The organism is Pseudomonadales bacterium (assembly GCA_024234165.1).
Taxonomy (GTDB): domain Bacteria; phylum Pseudomonadota; class Gammaproteobacteria; order Pseudomonadales; family UBA5518; genus UBA5518.
This window is the reverse complement of the sequence record JACKOP010000004.1, coordinates 267,252-282,414: the sequence shown is the minus strand read 5'-3', so window position 1 is coordinate 282,414 and position 15,163 is coordinate 267,252. Positions and strand designations below refer to the sequence as shown.

Annotated in this window: 15 protein-coding genes; 7 read left to right on the top strand and 8 right to left on the bottom strand. The window is 66.3% G+C overall.

Annotated elements, in window-relative coordinates:
- The first annotated feature begins 58 nt into the window (after positions 1-58).
- The 4 genes from H7A12_14105 (at position 59) to H7A12_14090 (ending at position 3,792) form a co-directional block, all read left to right on the top strand.
- A complete protein-coding gene (locus H7A12_14105; protein ID MCP5321937.1) occupies positions 59-766 on the top strand; it encodes an ATP-dependent zinc protease in 708 nt (235 codons plus the stop codon).
- Between the two features lie 32 nt (positions 767-798).
- Positions 799-2,331 (top strand): UUP1 family membrane protein, encoded by a 1,533-nt coding sequence (locus H7A12_14100; protein ID MCP5321936.1) that lies wholly within the window; start codon positions 799-801, stop codon positions 2,329-2,331.
- A 1-nt stretch (position 2,332) separates the two neighbouring features.
- Positions 2,333-3,301 (top strand): alpha-L-glutamate ligase-like protein, encoded by a 969-nt coding sequence (locus tag H7A12_14095; protein ID MCP5321935.1) that lies wholly within the window; start codon positions 2,333-2,335, stop codon positions 3,299-3,301.
- A gap of 62 nt (positions 3,302-3,363) precedes the next feature.
- Entirely contained in the window at positions 3,364-3,792 is a 429-nt protein-coding gene (locus H7A12_14090; GenBank protein MCP5321934.1) for a hypothetical protein, read from the top strand.
- Positions 3,793-3,994: 202 nt separating this feature from the next.
- On the opposite strand, the gene H7A12_14085 is transcribed toward H7A12_14090, so the two are convergent.
- The 3 genes from H7A12_14085 to dinG all read right to left on the bottom strand — a co-directional run bounded on the left by H7A12_14085 (position 3,995) and on the right by dinG (position 7,548).
- Positions 3,995-4,639 (bottom strand): MBL fold metallo-hydrolase, encoded by a 645-nt coding sequence (locus H7A12_14085; protein ID MCP5321933.1) that lies wholly within the window; start codon positions 4,637-4,639, stop codon positions 3,995-3,997.
- A 508-nt stretch (positions 4,640-5,147) separates the two neighbouring features.
- Entirely contained in the window at positions 5,148-5,468 is a 321-nt protein-coding gene (locus H7A12_14080; GenBank protein ID MCP5321932.1) for a YqcC family protein, read from the bottom strand.
- Between the two features lies 1 nt (position 5,469).
- Positions 5,470-7,548, bottom strand: a complete 2,079-nt coding sequence (gene dinG, locus H7A12_14075; GenBank protein MCP5321931.1) for an ATP-dependent DNA helicase DinG — start codon at positions 7,546-7,548, stop codon at positions 5,470-5,472.
- Between the two features lie 75 nt (positions 7,549-7,623).
- Between dinG and H7A12_14070 the strand changes: the two genes are divergently transcribed.
- On the top strand, positions 7,624-8,574 hold the full coding sequence (locus H7A12_14070) for an MBL fold metallo-hydrolase (protein ID MCP5321930.1): 951 nt from the start codon (positions 7,624-7,626) through the stop codon (positions 8,572-8,574).
- A gap of 18 nt (positions 8,575-8,592) precedes the next feature.
- On the opposite strand, the gene H7A12_14065 is transcribed toward H7A12_14070, so the two are convergent.
- Positions 8,593-9,744 carry a 1-acyl-sn-glycerol-3-phosphate acyltransferase gene (locus tag H7A12_14065; GenBank protein MCP5321929.1) on the bottom strand — a complete coding sequence of 384 codons (1,152 nt, stop codon included), beginning with the start codon at positions 9,742-9,744 and terminating at the stop codon, positions 8,593-8,595.
- Between the two features lie 94 nt (positions 9,745-9,838).
- On the opposite strand from H7A12_14065, the gene H7A12_14060 reads away from it, so the two are divergent.
- Positions 9,839-10,600 (top strand): enoyl-CoA hydratase/isomerase family protein, encoded by a 762-nt coding sequence (locus tag H7A12_14060; GenBank protein ID MCP5321928.1) that lies wholly within the window; start codon positions 9,839-9,841, stop codon positions 10,598-10,600.
- Here the strand turns inward: H7A12_14060 and H7A12_14055 are convergent.
- The 3 genes from H7A12_14055 to H7A12_14045 form a co-directional block, all read right to left on the bottom strand.
- A complete protein-coding gene (locus tag H7A12_14055) occupies positions 10,587-10,976 on the bottom strand; it encodes a helix-turn-helix transcriptional regulator (GenBank protein MCP5321927.1) in 390 nt (129 codons plus the stop codon). The two genes, H7A12_14060 and H7A12_14055, sit on opposite strands and share 14 nt — an antisense overlap.
- A gap of 247 nt (positions 10,977-11,223) precedes the next feature.
- Entirely contained in the window at positions 11,224-12,003 is a 780-nt protein-coding gene (locus H7A12_14050; protein MCP5321926.1) for an amidohydrolase, read from the bottom strand.
- Complete coding sequence (locus H7A12_14045) at positions 11,991-13,142, bottom strand: aminotransferase class I/II-fold pyridoxal phosphate-dependent enzyme (protein MCP5321925.1); 1,152 nt, start codon at positions 13,140-13,142, stop codon at positions 11,991-11,993. The genes H7A12_14050 and H7A12_14045 overlap by 13 nt, the downstream gene beginning before the upstream one ends.
- Positions 13,143-13,363: 221 nt before the next feature.
- Here H7A12_14045 and H7A12_14040 point away from each other — a divergent pair, with 221 nt between their 5' ends.
- Complete coding sequence (locus H7A12_14040) at positions 13,364-14,638, top strand: aminotransferase class I/II-fold pyridoxal phosphate-dependent enzyme (GenBank protein ID MCP5321924.1); 1,275 nt, start codon at positions 13,364-13,366, stop codon at positions 14,636-14,638.
- A 124-nt stretch (positions 14,639-14,762) separates the two neighbouring features.
- Here H7A12_14040 and H7A12_14035 read toward each other — a convergent pair whose 3' ends face one another.
- Positions 14,763-15,116, bottom strand: a complete 354-nt coding sequence (locus H7A12_14035) for a DUF1820 family protein (protein MCP5321923.1) — start codon at positions 15,114-15,116, stop codon at positions 14,763-14,765.
- Between the last annotated feature and the right edge of the window lie 47 nt (positions 15,117-15,163).

Below are 15,163 nucleotides of genomic sequence, written 5' to 3'. Positions count from 1 at the left end.
CGCACGCACGGGTTCTATAGTTTGCCCTGCATCCAGACTGCGTGGAATCACACCCGGCATGACGATCAAAAAACGCTTCGGTGCGGGGTTGTTCCTCGCTTTCGCACTTGTGCTGCAGGGCTGCGACACGACACCGACGCAGCCCACGACGCCGCCGCAGGTGCAGCCGCCGCCTGCGCCTGCGCCAGCGCCGGCTCCGCCAGCAGAAGAACCGCCCGCCCGCGAACAGCCCCCGGCGCCACCGGAGGTGCCCGAACCCCCGCCAGCTCCGGTGCCACCACCGGTATGCGAACCGCCGCCACCGCCGCCGCCGCCGCCCGCTCCCGTGCGCCCCGAGGGGCCGAAGACGCCGCTCGTCGTGCTTGGCGAGATCGAAAACGTGCAGATCGAGCCGCCCGGAATCACGTACCGGGCGCGTCTGGACACGGGGCGTGCACTGTCCACGTTGCACGCACTGGACGTGAGGGAATTCGAACGCGACGGCAAGACCTGGATCAGATTCCAGCTCGTCGGCGGCAAGGACGGCACGACGATCGAGGTCACGCGCCCGCTGGTGCGCACGATCTCCGGGCACGACCCGAGCGCGGGCAAGCACTACGTCGTGAGCCTGAAGGCGACCATTGCCGGGGTGACGCAGTTCGCCGACTTCGTGCTGATCGATCGCGGGCAGTCCTCCTACCCGGCGCTGATCGGTCGGAACTTCCTGCGCGACCAGGCGGTGGTCGACGTGGGGCGCCGCTTCAGCAAACCCGAATCGAAACCCTGACAAGACACACGCCAGAGCGGGACGCATAGCGCATGAAAGACAAGCTCAAGGTCTATGTGGTGGCACTGCTGCTCGCGCTCGTGGGGGTCAGCATGGCGCTCTACAAGCACTTCGCGCTGGGGTTCCCGCTGTTTCCCGACCAGAAGGTCGGCATCTGGACCGTTGAATCCAAAGTCGAGTTCGAGGCCGCCGGCTCCGAGGTACTCGTTTCGCTCGCGCTGCCCGATTCGCAGCAGGGCATCGAGATCACGAACGAGAACTTCACGACCTCCGGCTACGGCTTCACGGAAGTCGACCAGCCCGACGGCAGCCGACGCGCGCAATGGACCCGCCGCAAGGCCGACGGCCGCCAGGTGCTGTACTACCGCCTGCAGATCTATCCGGCCGTGCTGGACCAGGCGCCGGATGTCGCGCCGCCGGGGCCGCCGATGCCACCCGAGTTCGACAGTGCGCAGGCAACGTCAGCGTCGGCACTGCTCGACGAGATCCATCAACTTTCGGCCAACAACGAAACCTTCGTCACCCAGTTGCTGCGCTCGCTCACCGTCGAGCCGCTGAACGAGAACGCTGCCTTCCTGCTCGGCGAGCACCACAGCCCGCAGCACATCACGGCAACCGCGCTGCAACTGCTGTCGCTGGCCGGCATACCGAACCGCATCGTGCGCGGTCTGGTGCTCGAGGACGGCCGCCGCCGCCAGAAGCTGATCGACCTCGTCGAGGTGTGGGACGGTGATCGGTGGCAGATCTATGACCCCGGCACCGCCAGCGCCGGTGTGCCGAAGGACTTCATGATCTGGCGACGCGGTGACGTCTCGCTGCTCGACGTCGAAGGCGGGCGCAACTCGCAGGTGACGTTCTCGATCCTGCGCAGCTACCGCTCGGCGCGCAATGTCTCGCTGTCGACCGCGACCGACAACCGCGCAACGCTGGTCGATTTCTCGATCTATTCGCTGCCCATCGAAGAGCAGAACGCGTTCAAGACGATTCTGCTGGTGCCGATCGGCACGCTGGTGGTGGCGATCTTCCGTATTCTGATCGGCCTGCGCACATCCGGGACGTTCATGCCTATCCTGATCGCGCTGGCGTTCATCCAGACCACGCTGCTGTGGGGGCTGCTGCTGTTCCTGATCGTCGTCGGCGCAGGCCTGTACATCCGTTTCCACCTTGCCCAGCTCAACCTGCTGCTGATAGGGCGCATATCGGCGGTGGTGACGGTGGTGATCGGTCTGATGTCGGGCATCAGCATCCTCAGCTACAAGCTCGGACTCAACCAGATCCTCACCGTGACCTTCTTCCCGATGATCATCCTGTCGTGGACGATCGAGCGGATGTCGATCCTGTGGGAGGAAGAAGGGCCGAAGGAGGTCGCGATCCAGGGCGGGGGGAGCCTGCTGGTTGCAACTGCCGCGTACCTGATGATGAGCAATTCGCTGGTCGCGCACCTGACGTTCAATTTCCCGGAACTGCTGCTGGTGCAACTCGCGCTGATCCTGCTGATTGGTCAGTACACCGGCTACCGTCTCACGGAACTGCGGCGTTTCCGGCCGCTGGTGGAGAACCGCTGAGATGCTGTTTGCCAACCCGCGCCGGCTGCGCGAGATCGGTCTGCTCGGAATGAACGAACGCAACTTCTTCATTTCGCGCTACAACCGCCGTCAGCTCTATCCGCTGGTCGACGACAAGATGAAGACCAAGCTGCTGGCCGAGAAGAACGGGCTTGCGGTAGCCAAGCTCTACGGGGTGGTACGCGAGCAGCACGAAGTCGAGAAGATGGACGAGTTGCTCGACCGCCACGACAGTTTCGTGATCAAGCCGAGTCGTGGCAGCGGCGGCAAGGGCATCAAGGTGATCGCCGGTCGGCGCGGTGACGCGTTCATCAAGTCGAGCGGGGAAGAAGTCTCGCGGCTCGATCTCACGCGCCATGTCTCGAACGTCCTGAGTGGTCTGTACAGTCTTGCGGGCAAACCCGACGTGGCGATGATCGAGGCGCTGGTCGAGATGGATCCGCACTTCGAGGGCCTGAGCTACGAGGGCATCCCGGATATCCGCATCATCGTGTTCATGGGTTACCCGGTGATGTCGATGATGCGCCTGGCGACGCGCGCATCCGACGGCAAGGCCAACCTGCACCAGGGCGCGGTCGGCGTCGGTCTCGATCTCGCGAACGGCAAGTCGCTGTTCGCAGTGCAGTACAACCGCCCGTTGAAGCTGCATCCCGACACCGGACTGCCGCTCAACACGCTCACGATTCCGCACTGGTACGAGCTGATGTGCCTCGGTTCGAGCTGCTTCGAGATGACCGGTCTGGGCTACCTGGGCGCGGATATCGTGATGGATCATCATCGTGGCCCGCTGATCATGGAGCTCAACGCACGTCCCGGGCTGTCGATCCAGATCGCCAACAATACCGGCCTGTCGCCGCGCATCCGGCGTATCGCCGCCGAAGCGAAGGTGCGTCAGCGCAGCGTGGAAGAGCGGGTAAAATTCAGCATGGAAATGTTCGGGTCGGAACTGCCCGTGGCCGCGGCAGTCTGATTTGCACGGCGCAATCCCGTGCGCCGCATGCAGATCAATCGCTTCCAGAGGAGGCATGTGTCATGTCACGCTCGCATCGCTCGATACCGCTGCTGGCCGCAACCCTGCTGAGTGCGTCTGCCGGGCTCTACGCCGCTGGCAACGCAGATACCGCTCCCGCGACCAACGCCGAGGCGCAGAACTGCATTCCGCTCAGCCGCATCGACAGCACCAAGGTGCTGGATGATCAAACGATCCTGTTCAACCTCACCGGCGGCGAGAAATTGGTGAATCACCTGCCGCAACGTTGCCCGGGCCTGCGCATGGAAAAGGCCTTCGGCTACAAGACCAGCCTGAGCGAACTCTGCAACACCGACATCATCTGGGTCGTGCGTCAGACTGCCGGCAGCCCCGAGCGGGGTGCCAGTTGCGGTCTTGGAAAATTCGAACCCTACGTGGAACCGGCCGGTGACAAGACCGGTACGGACACGGGCAAGCTCGAGCCGAAGTAGATCACCATGCCGGACGGCATCGATGCCATATTCGTAGGTCGGCATTCATGCCGACGATGTGACTCGTGGGTCGGCATTCATGCCGACAATCCACGCCCACATTTGTCGGGTTGAAACCCGACCTACGTAGGTCGGCATTCATGCCGACGGGGTTGCTGCCTCCGTCGGGCTGAAGCCCGACCCACGCAGGTCGAAACCCGACCTACACTGCGTCGCCGACGAACGGATTGCAGCGTCGCTCCTGACCGAACGTCGAACGTGGACCGTGCCCGGGGATGAACACCACGTCATCCCCCAGTGGCCACAGATGATTGCGGATCGACGCGATGAGCTGTCGGTGATTGCCACCCGGCAGGTCGGTACGGCCAACCGAACCCGCGAACAGCACGTCCCCGACGAGTGCGATGCGCCGTGCGGCAGAGAAGAACACCACGTGCCCCGGGGTGTGGCCGGGGCAGTGCAGTACCTGCAGTTCGCAATCGCCGAAGCTCACGGTGTCCCCGTGCTCCAGCCAGCGATCTGGCGTGAATGGTTCCGCAGGGGCAAAGCCGAGCATGCGGCTCTGGTCGGCCAGCCCAGCAATCAGGAACTCGTCGGCGCGCTGCGGGCCTTCGATCGGCACGGCGCTGGTACGCGCGAGCTCGCCGGCACCACCGGCATGGTCGATGTGCGCGTGCGTGAGCAGCACCTTGACGATGCGCGCTCCCACCTTCTCGATGCCGGCACGGATGCGGTCCAGGTCACCACCGGGATCGACCACCGCGGCAGTGCGTGTGTTCGCGCACACCAGCACGGTGCAATTCTGTTCAAACGGGGTGACCGGAGTGACGTAGACATCGAGCGACATCGGGAGACGGCTTCCAACACGAGTGGCGGCGCAGGATAGCATGCAGCCATGGTCTATGGCGGGGGGAGCGCTGCGGCTCCTGTCGGGATGAATCCCGACCTACGGAGGGGTGTGTCGGAGCGAATCCCGGGATAGGCGCATGTCGGGATGAATCCCGACCTACGGAGGGGCGTGCCGGAACGAATCCCGGGATAGGCGCATGTCGGGATGAATCCCGACCTACGGAAGGGCGTGTCGGAACGAATCCCGGGATAGGCGTATGTCGGGATGAATCCCGACCTACGGAAGGGCGTGTCGGAACGAATCCCGGGATAGGCGCATGTCGGGATGAATCCCGACCTACGGAAGGGCATGCCGGAACGAATCCCGGGATAGGCGTATGTCGGGATGAATCCCGACCTACGGAAGGGCGTGCCGGAACGAATCCCGGGATAGGCGCAGTCGGGATGAATCCCGACCTACGGAAGGGCGTGCCGGAACGAATCCCGGGATAGGCGTAGGTCGGGATTCATCCCGACGCAGTCACGGCAACGTCGATTGCCCGCAACAACACGACCAGTCCGGCGTGCGCATCACCGGCAAAACGGATTTCGCCCATCTCCGCGATCGCGCAGCTCGGCGGCAGCACCGCTCCAGCGTCGAGCAGCGTGCGCATGCGCGGCAGGAACACGAACTGCAACCAGTGCTCGAACGGCAGGGTGTCGATACAGAACGGCTGCACGCTCGCAAGCGCCTGCGGATGCGGCATGTCCTCGGCCCACAACCCGAGATCGTGCAGCATCGCTTCGAGTTCGAGCAGCAACGCGGCGACCCGCGCATGTGCCTGCATCTCAGGCCACCTCGCGTCGAAATGGCGGCAGTGAATCCAGGATCCGCCGGCCGTAATGGCGCGTCACGACGCGCCGGTCGAGCAGCGTGATGCGTCCACTGTCTTCCTCGGTGCGCAGCAACCGGCCGCTGGCCTGCACCAGGCGCAGCGCCGCATCGGGCACCGAAATTTCCATGAACGGATTGCCGCCGCGTGCCTCGACCCATTCGGCCAGCGCAGCCTCGACCGGATCGTCCGGCACCGCGAACGGAATCTTCGCGATCACCACGTGGCGGCAGTACGCGCCCGGCAGGTCGATGCCCTCGGCGAAACTCGCCAGCCCGAAGATCACCGAACCCTCACCGGCATCGACGCGCGCGCGGTGCAGGCGCAGCAGCTCCTGCTTCGCGAAATGGTCCTGCAGCAGGATGCGATCGCGCAGCGCGAGCCTGGCGCGATCGTAGACCTCGCGCATCTGCCGCCGCGAGGCGAACAGCACCAGGCTCGCCTCGGCGAGATCGAGGTTGTCGTCGAGCCAGCATGCGACTTCGCGCGTGTGTGCCTCCGGGTTGCCGGGATCGGCGAGCAGGCGCGGCACGGCGAGGCACGCGCGCCCGGCGTAATCGAACGGGCTGGGCACGCTGGCGAACAGGCAGTCCTCGGGGAGGCCTGCACGCAGCTTGATGCGGTCGAAACTGCCGAGAGCGGTCAACGTCGCCGAGGTGAGCACTGCAGCCGAAGCCCGCGACCAGATGTGCTCGCGCAGCACGTTCGCGGCGAGCACCGGTGCGGCACAGACCTCGATGTCTTCCCCGCTGAGCTGGGAGATGGCGCGGATCCAGCGTGCCTGCGGCGCCTCGCCCGGCGGATCCGGTTCGGCCCAGGCACGCCACAGTCCGCGCAGCCGCTGCACCCGCCCGGTCGCCAGTCCCAGCGCAGCGTGGCGTTCCTGCGCGCTGGCGCCGCCCTGGTCGAGTTCGCATGCGAGTTCGTCGCCGCCGGCCACCAGCGCGTCGTCGAGCTTGCCGAGCGCATGGGCCAGCACGGCGGCCACCGCCATGATCCCCTGCGGTACCACGCCGTGCGGCAACCGGTGTTCGGGCGCCGCGGTCGCGCCCAGCACGTCAGCGAGCAGACGCCCGGCCTCGCCCAGTGCGGCGTCGATCTCCTCGCACAGCACGGGTACCTCGGCCAGTCGCCGGCGCAGCGTCTCGCTGGCTGCCGGCATGCTGCCGAGGCTGCTCGTCAGCACCCCGCACTCTGCCAGGTGCTGGCGCGCCAGCCCGAGACGTGCATGGAACGTGAGGTGTGCGCAGGCCTTGTCGGGCAGGTGGTGCGCCTCGTCGAAGACGAAGATCGCATCCTGTGGTTCGGGCAGTACCGCGCCGCCACCGAGTGCGAGGTCGGCGAGCACCAGGTCGTGGTTCGCGACCACGCAGTCGACACCGTCGAGCGTGTCGCGTGCGCGAAAGAACGGACAGTTCGAAACCCACGGACAGCGCCGCGCGGCACACTGGTGGTGATCGGTCGTGACCAGCGCCCAGCGAGCGTCCGGGATCGCAGCAGCCCACGAATCACGATCGCCGGGCCAGCGGCCATCGTCGAGTGCGTCGAGCAGCTCGCGAGCGAATTCACGCGTCTCGCGATCCACGGGTGGCGCGACCTGCTCGACCAGCGAGAGCTGGGCACTGTCATTGCCACGCAGCAAGGCGTCGAGGCGGGCCGGGCAGACGTAGCGCCCGCGCCCCTTGGCCAGCGCAAAGCTGAAATCGAGAGCACCCGCCTGCTGCAGATCCGGCAGGTCGCGCAGCACGAGCTGCTCCTGCAGCGCCACGGTGGCGGTGGAAACGACCAGTGTCTTGCCGAGCGCGCGTGCAATCGGGATCGCGGCTACGGTATACGCGATCGTTTTGCCGGTACCGGTGCCAGCCTCGACCACGCAGACCGGGCTGCCGGTTGCCTCGGGATCGCCGGCACGCGCCAGTGCATTGGCAACGTGTGCGATCATGGCACGCTGACCGCCACGCGGGCGCACGCCGCGCGCAGCGAGCCAGTTGCTGTAAGCCGTCTGGATCGCGTTCTTGACGTCGGCGGTGAGCACGCAACATCCTCGCGCGGAACAGGCGGGCGACTATAGCAGCCCATCGACGACAGCGGCGACCACGAGAATGACGACATGACGGGGAATCACATGATCGAGGCACTTTCGCACGGCATCAGCTGTATCGACAGCGGCTATCACCGTCCGGGACTCGCGGCCTGCTACCTGATGGTCGACGACGGCGAGGCGGCCGTGATCGAGACCGCGACGGCGCCGACGCTGCCGACGCTGCTCGCGGCGCTGGAACGCTGCGAAGTGGCACCCGAGCAGGTGCGCTGGATCATGCCCACGCACGTGCATCTCGATCATGCCGGCGGTGCCGGCGCGCTGCTCGCGCGCTGCCCGAACGCCACCCTGGTCGTGCATCCGCAGGGCGCGCGCCACCTGATCGACCCGTCACGGCTGATCGCCGGTGCGATGGCGGTCTACGGCGAGCAGGGTGTACGCGAGATGTACGGCGAGATCGTCGCGGCGCCGGCCGAACGGGTACGCCAGGCCCCTGACGGCAGCCGCTGGCCGCTCGGCAGGCGCGAACTGCTGATACGCGACACGCCCGGCCACGCGCGCCATCACTACTGCATCTGGGATGAAGCAAGCCGTGGCTGGTTCACGGGCGATACCTACGGCATCGGCTATCGCGAACTGCATTGCCGTGGCGAACCGTTCCTGATTCCGACCACGACGCCGGTGCAGTTCGAGTTCGAGGCCATGCTGTCCTCGCTCGAGCTGCTGATGGCAACAGAACCGCGCTACTGCTACCTGACGCATTTCGGGCGCGTCGCAGCGAGCAGGAAATGCACGGACGCGCTCGAGCGCCAGTTGCGCGAGTACCTGCGCCTCGCGCAGGCCAGCGAGCCGGGCGAGCAGCGCCAGCAACGCCTCGCCGCGGCGCTGCTCGACCATACGGTCGGACTGCTGCGCGCGGCAGGCAACTCATCGAGCGCAGCCGAGCTGCGCGAGTTGCTGGCAATGGACATGGACCTGAATGCGCAGGGCCTGCTGGTGTGGCTCGAGCGGCAGCGCTGAGCCGGGTGCGGACGCCTCTCAGGCCTTCGCCTCCGCGTCGAATTCCGCGCGGTTCAGCAACGGATTCGCGTACATCGCGAGCAGGAACGGCCGATGTTCGGGCGGCAACGCGGCGAGCCGTGCATCGAGCTCCGCATCGGCGACGACCAGCGTACTGCCGTCGCCGAATCCCGCCGGGAGCTGATGGCGCAAGCGCCGATACGCTGCCAGGTTGCTGTCGTGGATACGATAGAGGGCCAGTACCTGGCGGTCGATTTCGGCGGCAACCTCTTCGGGGTCGGCAAACTCGCCTGCGAGTGGTTCGCCGAAACTTACGTGCACGGCACCCTTCGGCCGGGTGATGCTCTGGCCGATGCTGGCGACGTCCTCGTTGTCCTCCTTCGTGTAGCCTCCCTGCGTCGTACGCAGATACAGCTCGCGCGCCTTCATGGCATCGCAGGGATCCCACTCGTAGGAAATCGAAACCGGCACGACGTTCAGCGCAATCACATGCGCCGTCAGTGACAGCTTGCGCGGCTTCGCCAGCGCAAGCATCTTGATGATCGCCGGATCGGTGCGGTCCCAGCCGTCCTTGGCGCGTCCCTCGCGCTGCGCAATCCATACCGGCGCACGCTCGTCGAGTACCGAATGTGCGATGTACGCCGACAGTTCCTGCAACGCCGCGAGCATCTGCCGTGGCGCCTTCGCCGAGCGGCGCACAATGAAGCTCTTGTTCAGCCGCATCAGGTCGGCCACGTAATCGCGTGTCAGCAGGTTGTCGCCGATCGCGATGCGCACCGTGTCGTGCCCGCCGCTGTACAGCGCGTAATTGACGAACGCCGGATCGAGCACGATGTCGCGATGGTTGCCGATGAACAGGCAGGGGCAGGCAGGATCCAGCCGCTCCAGTCCGCTGACCGTGAAGTCGCTGGTGCTCTCCTGGATCATCGCCGTCATGTATCTTTCGACGACCTTCTGGAACGACGCGACGTCGTGCACCCCGGCAAACTGGCGACGCAGGTAGAACCCGACGAGCGGGCGCAGCAGCGCACCGCTCGGGCCACTGCAGCGCGGGAAGCGCAGGCGTGTCATCGCCGCGACCAGCTCGCGATTCCCGAGCAGGCGGTCGAGCACGGCGCGCGCCTCGTCGTCGTGATACGGCCGGATCTGTGCGAAACGATCTTCTGCCATCGGTTGTGAATATCCTGTCATTGCTGCCGCCACGGGGCGTCATGGCGCGAATTATAGGCTAGGATGCGGGCACTCCACGCCCCGATGGCACGCCATGGCCGATGACACGATCCTGTTCGCGCGCGACGCTTACATCGCCCGCATCACGCTGAACGCTCCGGCACGGCACAACGCCCTCGGTATCGGTGAGATCCGCGGTCTGCGCGAACACCTGCATGCCATCGCGCTGGACGATACGTTGCGCGTGCTGCTGTTGACCGGAGCGGGCGATCGCACCTTCTGCGCGGGTGCATCACTCGATCAGTTTCGCGGCGGCACGATGAGCGGTGAGCTGTTCAGCACGCTGACCGACCAGCTTGCGGCGCTGCCGATTCCGGTCGTGTGCGCGCTGAATGGTGACGTTTTCGGCGGCGGTGCCGAGATTGCGCTGTGTTGCGACTACCGCATCGGCGTGACCGGTTCACGCCTGCTGGTTCCTGCGGCACGGATCGGGATCTGCTATCCGGTGAACGGAATCCGCCGGTTTGTCGAACGTCTGGGGCACGCAAACGCAACGCGATTGCTGGTCGCAAGCGAGGAGCTCGATACGGACGCGCTGCTGCAGACCGGCTTCCTGCACCGGGTGGTCGAGGGCGAGCAGCTTGCGGAGCAGGCCGAGGCGATGGCGCGTCATATTGCGGGGCTGGGGCCGCTGGCAGTGCGCGCGATGAAGCGGATCCTCGACGGCGTCAGCGGCAACTCGCTGGACAGCGGGGCTGCCGAGGAGCTGGTACTGCGTTGCTCGCAGTCACGCGACCTGCAGGAAGGGCTGGCGGCACAGCGCGAGAAGCGTCCCGCGCAGTTCAACGGGGAGTAGGTTCGCCGCGCAGACGCTGCCGGTACACGCTCGGCGGGCAGCCGTACCAGCGCACGAAGGCATGGCGGAAGTTGGCCGGATCACGGTAGCCGGCAATGCGTGCAATCGCAGCGACCGACAGCGAGGCATCGAGCAGGTGCTGTTGCGCGAGCCGGCAGCGCATCACGCGCAGCAACTCCTGGTAGCTGGTGCGCTCGGCGGCAAGCCGACGGCGCAGCGTACGCGTGCTGACACAGAGCCGCCGTCCGGCCTCCTGCTCATCGGGCAGCCGGCCGGGGGTCGCGAGCAGGCAGTGCCACACGCGTGCGGTGAACGCAGCTTCGCACCGGGGAGCGGCGAACGGATCGTCGTGGAGCAGTGTGTTGGTGTCGCCCACGGGCTGTGCCCTCGCTGAGATCGTCGTGAAACGACGTGCGCGGTGCAAAGCTGGCACGCGATGGTGGGTTCATGCCGGCGAGACGCAGCACAAGCATCCCTGCCGCTTCGTCTGCCGCATCCATGCGGCATGCGTCTCTGCGACCTGAACCCACCATCACGTGTCGCTTCAAACCGTTGCACGGGTTCCGATGGGTGCACGCTAACTTGCTGCAGGGACGCGCAACAGCCGAAATATCGCAACCCGCTCAGGGGCACCCGGCCAGCGTGAACGCATCCGCATCGAGGTGTACCGGAAACGTCCGCTGGCATTGTGCCAGCGTCTCGGCTGCCAGCACTGCGCGGTAGACTCCCGGCGTTGCGCCTGCATCGAGCACCACCCGCCCCCACGGATCCACCACCAGGCTGTCACCCGCGTAATCGACCCCCTTGCCGTCGACGCCCGTGCGGTTCACCGCGAGCACCCACGCCTGGTTTTCGATCGCGCGCGCAATCAGCAGCGCGCGCCAGTGCTCGCGCCGACGTGCCGGCCAGTTCGCGACGTAGAGCAATGCGTCGTAGTCCCGGCGGTTACGGCTCCACACCGGGAAGCGCAGGTCGTAGCAGACCTGCAGGCAGATGCGCCATCCTGCCCACGTCACCACGCGCCGTACGCTCCCGGGCGCGTAGTGGTGCTGCTCGCCAGCCATGCGGAACAGGTGACGCTTGTCGTAGTGCTCGAACGTGCCATCGGGGTGCGCGAACAGCAGCCGGTTACGAAACACGCCAGCCTCGCCGAGCGCCAGGCTGCCCGCGATCGCGACTCCGCGGCGCTGTGCCTGCTCACGCAACCACGCGACGGTCGGACCGTCGGGAGCTTCGGCGCAGACGGCCGGTTCCATCGTGAAGCCGGTCGTGAACATCTCCGGCAGCACGGCGAGTTCACCTGCAACCGTCTGCGACAGCAGGCGGTCGAAGCGTGCGCGGTTCGCCGGCGGGTCCTGCCAGTCCAGATCCTGCTGCAACAGCACCACGCTCAGATCGTGCATAGGACCTCCGCCGCCTGCAGCAGCGTCTGTTCCTGCTTGGCGAAGCAGAAACGCAGCAACCCGCGCGCCGGTGGCTGCGCGTAGAACACCGAAACCGGGATCGCCGCGATACCGTGCCGGCTGACGAGCAACTCCGCCATGCTCAGATCGTCGGCACCGCTGATCGCGGCGTAGTCGAGCAACTGGAAATAGGTTCCTGCCGACGGCACCAGCTTCCAGCGCGAACCCGCAAGCGCCTTGCAGAACAGGTCGCGTCGCGCCTGGTAGAACGCCGGCAGCGCAGCCACGTGCTGCGGTTCGGATTGCATGAAGTCGGCCAGTGCATGCTGAATCGGCGTGATGGCGGCGAACGCGACGAACTGGTGCACGCGGCGCAGCTCGGTCGTGAGTGGCGCGGGCGCGACACAGTAGCCGGTCTTCCAGCCGGTGACGTGATAGGTCTTGCCGAAGGAGAACACCGCGAACGAACGCGGTGCGAGCAGCGGATGCGCCAGCACGCTGTGGTGCGGCGTGCCGTCGTAGACCAGATGTGCGTAGACCTCGTCCGACAGCACCAGCAGGTCGTGCCGCTCGGCGAGTTCGCCGAGGCGATCGAGATCCTCGCGCGCGAGCACGCTGCCACTCGGGTTGTGTGGCGAGTTGATCACGACCAGACGGGTGCGTGGCCCGATCGCGGCTTCCACCCGCTGCCAGTCGATCGTGAAATCCGGCTGCGCGAGCGGAATGCGCACCGCTCGCGCACCGGCCAGGCGCACCGACGGTTCGTAGCTGTCGTAGCTCGGGTCGAACAGGATCACCTCGTCACCGGCACGCACGCTGGCCATGATCGCGCAGAAGATCGCCTCGGTCGCTCCGGGCACCACGGTCACCTCGGCGAGCGGATCCGCACGGCAACCGAAGTGGCGCTCGAGGTCGGCGGCGATACATTCGCGCAGTCGTGGCAACCCCGCCATGGGTGCGTACTGGTTGTGGCCGGCCGCCACGCTGCGTGCCAGCGCCTCGGCCAGTGCCGGCGGCAGCGGAAAGTCCGGGAAGCCCTGCGCGAGGTTCAACGCGCCGTACTGCTCCGCCTTCTGCGACATCACCGTGAAGATCGTGGTGCCGACGTCGGGCAGCCGGGAGACGATCGCCGGCTTCATGACGGTGCCTGCATCACGGACATACTGTCGATACGCAAGACGGGTGTGGTCCGCATGATCCGGCCCTCCATGAGTTCACGCTACCACCGCTGCGGCACGGCAGCACGCGCAAACGCATATTTTCACCGAAACCCGGCCGTGAGGCGCGGGTGGCAGGCGCTTAGAATGCGCCCCGCCGCGGGCGATTTCTCGCAGCAGCCATCCACCGGAGGAAAGCGCCCGTGCGTATCGACGAGGCCGACCAGGACACCCTCTCCCGCTGGGAGACCGCTCTCGCAACCCGCTACGCAGAACTCGCCGGTGCCGGGCTCGCGCTGGATGTGACGCGTGGCAAGCCTTCGGCGGCCCAGCTCGATCTTTCCGACCGCATCGACGGGGTCCTTGCCGGCAATTACCGCGGCGAGGATGGTACGGACCTGCGCAACTACGGTGGGCTCGACGGACTCCCCGAAGCCAGGCGCCTGTTTGCGCCGGTGCTGCAGGTGCCGGAGCAGAACATGCTGGCAGGCGGCAACAGCAGCCTGACCCTGATGTGGCAGTGTGCGCTGTACGGCATGCATTTCGGTTTCGACGGGCCGGCTTCCGCGTGGTCAGGCAGCGGCAAGGTGCGGTTCATCTGCCCGGTACCGGGTTATGACCGCCATTTCAGCATCTGCGAACACCTCGGCATCGAGATGGTCACGGTGCCGATGACCCCGCACGGCCCCGACATGGATGCCGTCGAAGCGCTGCTCGCCAACGATCCGTCGATCCGCGGCATGTGGGTGGTGCCGCGCTTCTCGAACCCGTCCGGTGCGGTCTGCGACGCGGCGACCGTGGAGCGCTGTGCAGCGCTCGGCCGACGTGCAGCGGCAGGATTCCGCCTGTTCTGGGACGACGCCTACGCGGTACACGCGCTCGAGCCCGCTGCGCCGCGACTGGCTTCGCTGTGGGAGGCCTGCCGACGCAACGGTACCGAGGACAGCGTGCTGCTGTTCGGCTCGACGTCGAAAATCACGTATGCCGGCGCAGGCGTGGCGTTCCTTGCCGCCTCCGAGGCGAATCTGCGCGCGATCCGCCATCACATGGGCTTTTCGAGCATCGGGCCCGACAAGGTGAACCAGCGTCGCCACGTCGCGCTGCTCGGCGATTTCGCCGGATTGCTCGCGCACATGGAAGGACACGCCGCGTTGCTGCGTCCACGCTTCGCTGCGGTACTCGGTACGCTGGAGCGCGAGCTGGGCGGCAGCGGGATGGGTTCCTGGAGCAGCCCGCAGGGCGGTTACTTCGTGTCCTTCGACACGCTGCCGGGCCTGGCGAAGGAAGTGGTACGGCTCGCGGCGAATGCGGGAGTCAAGCTGACCCCGGCCGGCGCGACCTTCCCGTACGGCAAGGATCCCGAGGATCGCAATATCCGCATCGCCCCGAGCTTTCCGACGGTCGCCGAAATCGAGCGTGCGATGGAGGTGTTCGTGGTCTGCGTGAAGCTCGCCAGCGTGCGCCAGCGCCTGGCGTAGGTCGGGCTTCAGCCCGACGGGAATCGACGTCGCGCCGGGCATGTCGGCATGAATGCCGACCTACGGGAACGGTTCGGAGCCGGGCATGTCGGCATGAATGCCGACCTGCGGGAACGGTCCGGAGTCAGGCGTCGGAGGGAGGTTCGCCGCCGAGCTGCGGGCGCATCCCCGGCATCGGAAACGTCATGATCTTGCCGTCGCCGCCCTTGGATTCGCGGATCTTCACCGATCCTTCCTTCTCCACTTCGTCGATCCGAATGATCGCGTGCATCGGGATGTAGCTGCGCTTCACGCCGGCAAACTCGCCCTTGAGCTTCTCCTCGGCCGGATCGACCACCAGTTGCGTGCGCTCGCCGAAGATGTAGTCCTCGATCTCGATGAAACCGTAAAGGTCGCTCTGGTAGATCTGCCGGGCGTACAGCTCGAATACCTGGTTCTGGTTGACAAAGATGACCTTGTATATCGGTTCAGCCGCCATGGGCACGTCGCTCGCGGGTGGGGGTGGCTTGGAGGGGCGCGCAGCAT

Coding starts and splice junctions, on each gene's coding strand:
- H7A12_14105 (MCP5321937.1), top strand. CDS start 59: ATGACGATCAAAAAACGCTTCGGTGCGGGGTTGTTCCTCGCTTTCGCA.
- H7A12_14100 (MCP5321936.1), top strand. CDS start 799: ATGAAAGACAAGCTCAAGGTCTATGTGGTGGCACTGCTGCTCGCGCTC.
- H7A12_14095 (MCP5321935.1), top strand. CDS start 2,333: ATGCTGTTTGCCAACCCGCGCCGGCTGCGCGAGATCGGTCTGCTCGGA.
- H7A12_14090 (MCP5321934.1), top strand. CDS start 3,364: ATGTCACGCTCGCATCGCTCGATACCGCTGCTGGCCGCAACCCTGCTG.
- H7A12_14085 (MCP5321933.1), bottom strand. CDS start 4,639: ATGTCGCTCGATGTCTACGTCACTCCGGTCACCCCGTTTGAACAGAAT.
- H7A12_14080 (MCP5321932.1), bottom strand. CDS start 5,468: ATGCAGGCACATGCGCGGGTCGCCGCGTTGCTGCTCGAACTCGAAGCG.
- H7A12_14070 (MCP5321930.1), top strand. CDS start 7,624: ATGACGGGGAATCACATGATCGAGGCACTTTCGCACGGCATCAGCTGT.
- H7A12_14065 (MCP5321929.1), bottom strand. CDS start 9,744: ATGGCAGAAGATCGTTTCGCACAGATCCGGCCGTATCACGACGACGAG.
- H7A12_14060 (MCP5321928.1), top strand. CDS start 9,839: ATGGCCGATGACACGATCCTGTTCGCGCGCGACGCTTACATCGCCCGC.
- H7A12_14050 (MCP5321926.1), bottom strand. CDS start 12,003: ATGCACGATCTGAGCGTGGTGCTGTTGCAGCAGGATCTGGACTGGCAG.
- H7A12_14045 (MCP5321925.1), bottom strand. CDS start 13,142: ATGAAGCCGGCGATCGTCTCCCGGCTGCCCGACGTCGGCACCACGATC.
- H7A12_14035 (MCP5321923.1), bottom strand. CDS start 15,116: ATGGCGGCTGAACCGATATACAAGGTCATCTTTGTCAACCAGAACCAG.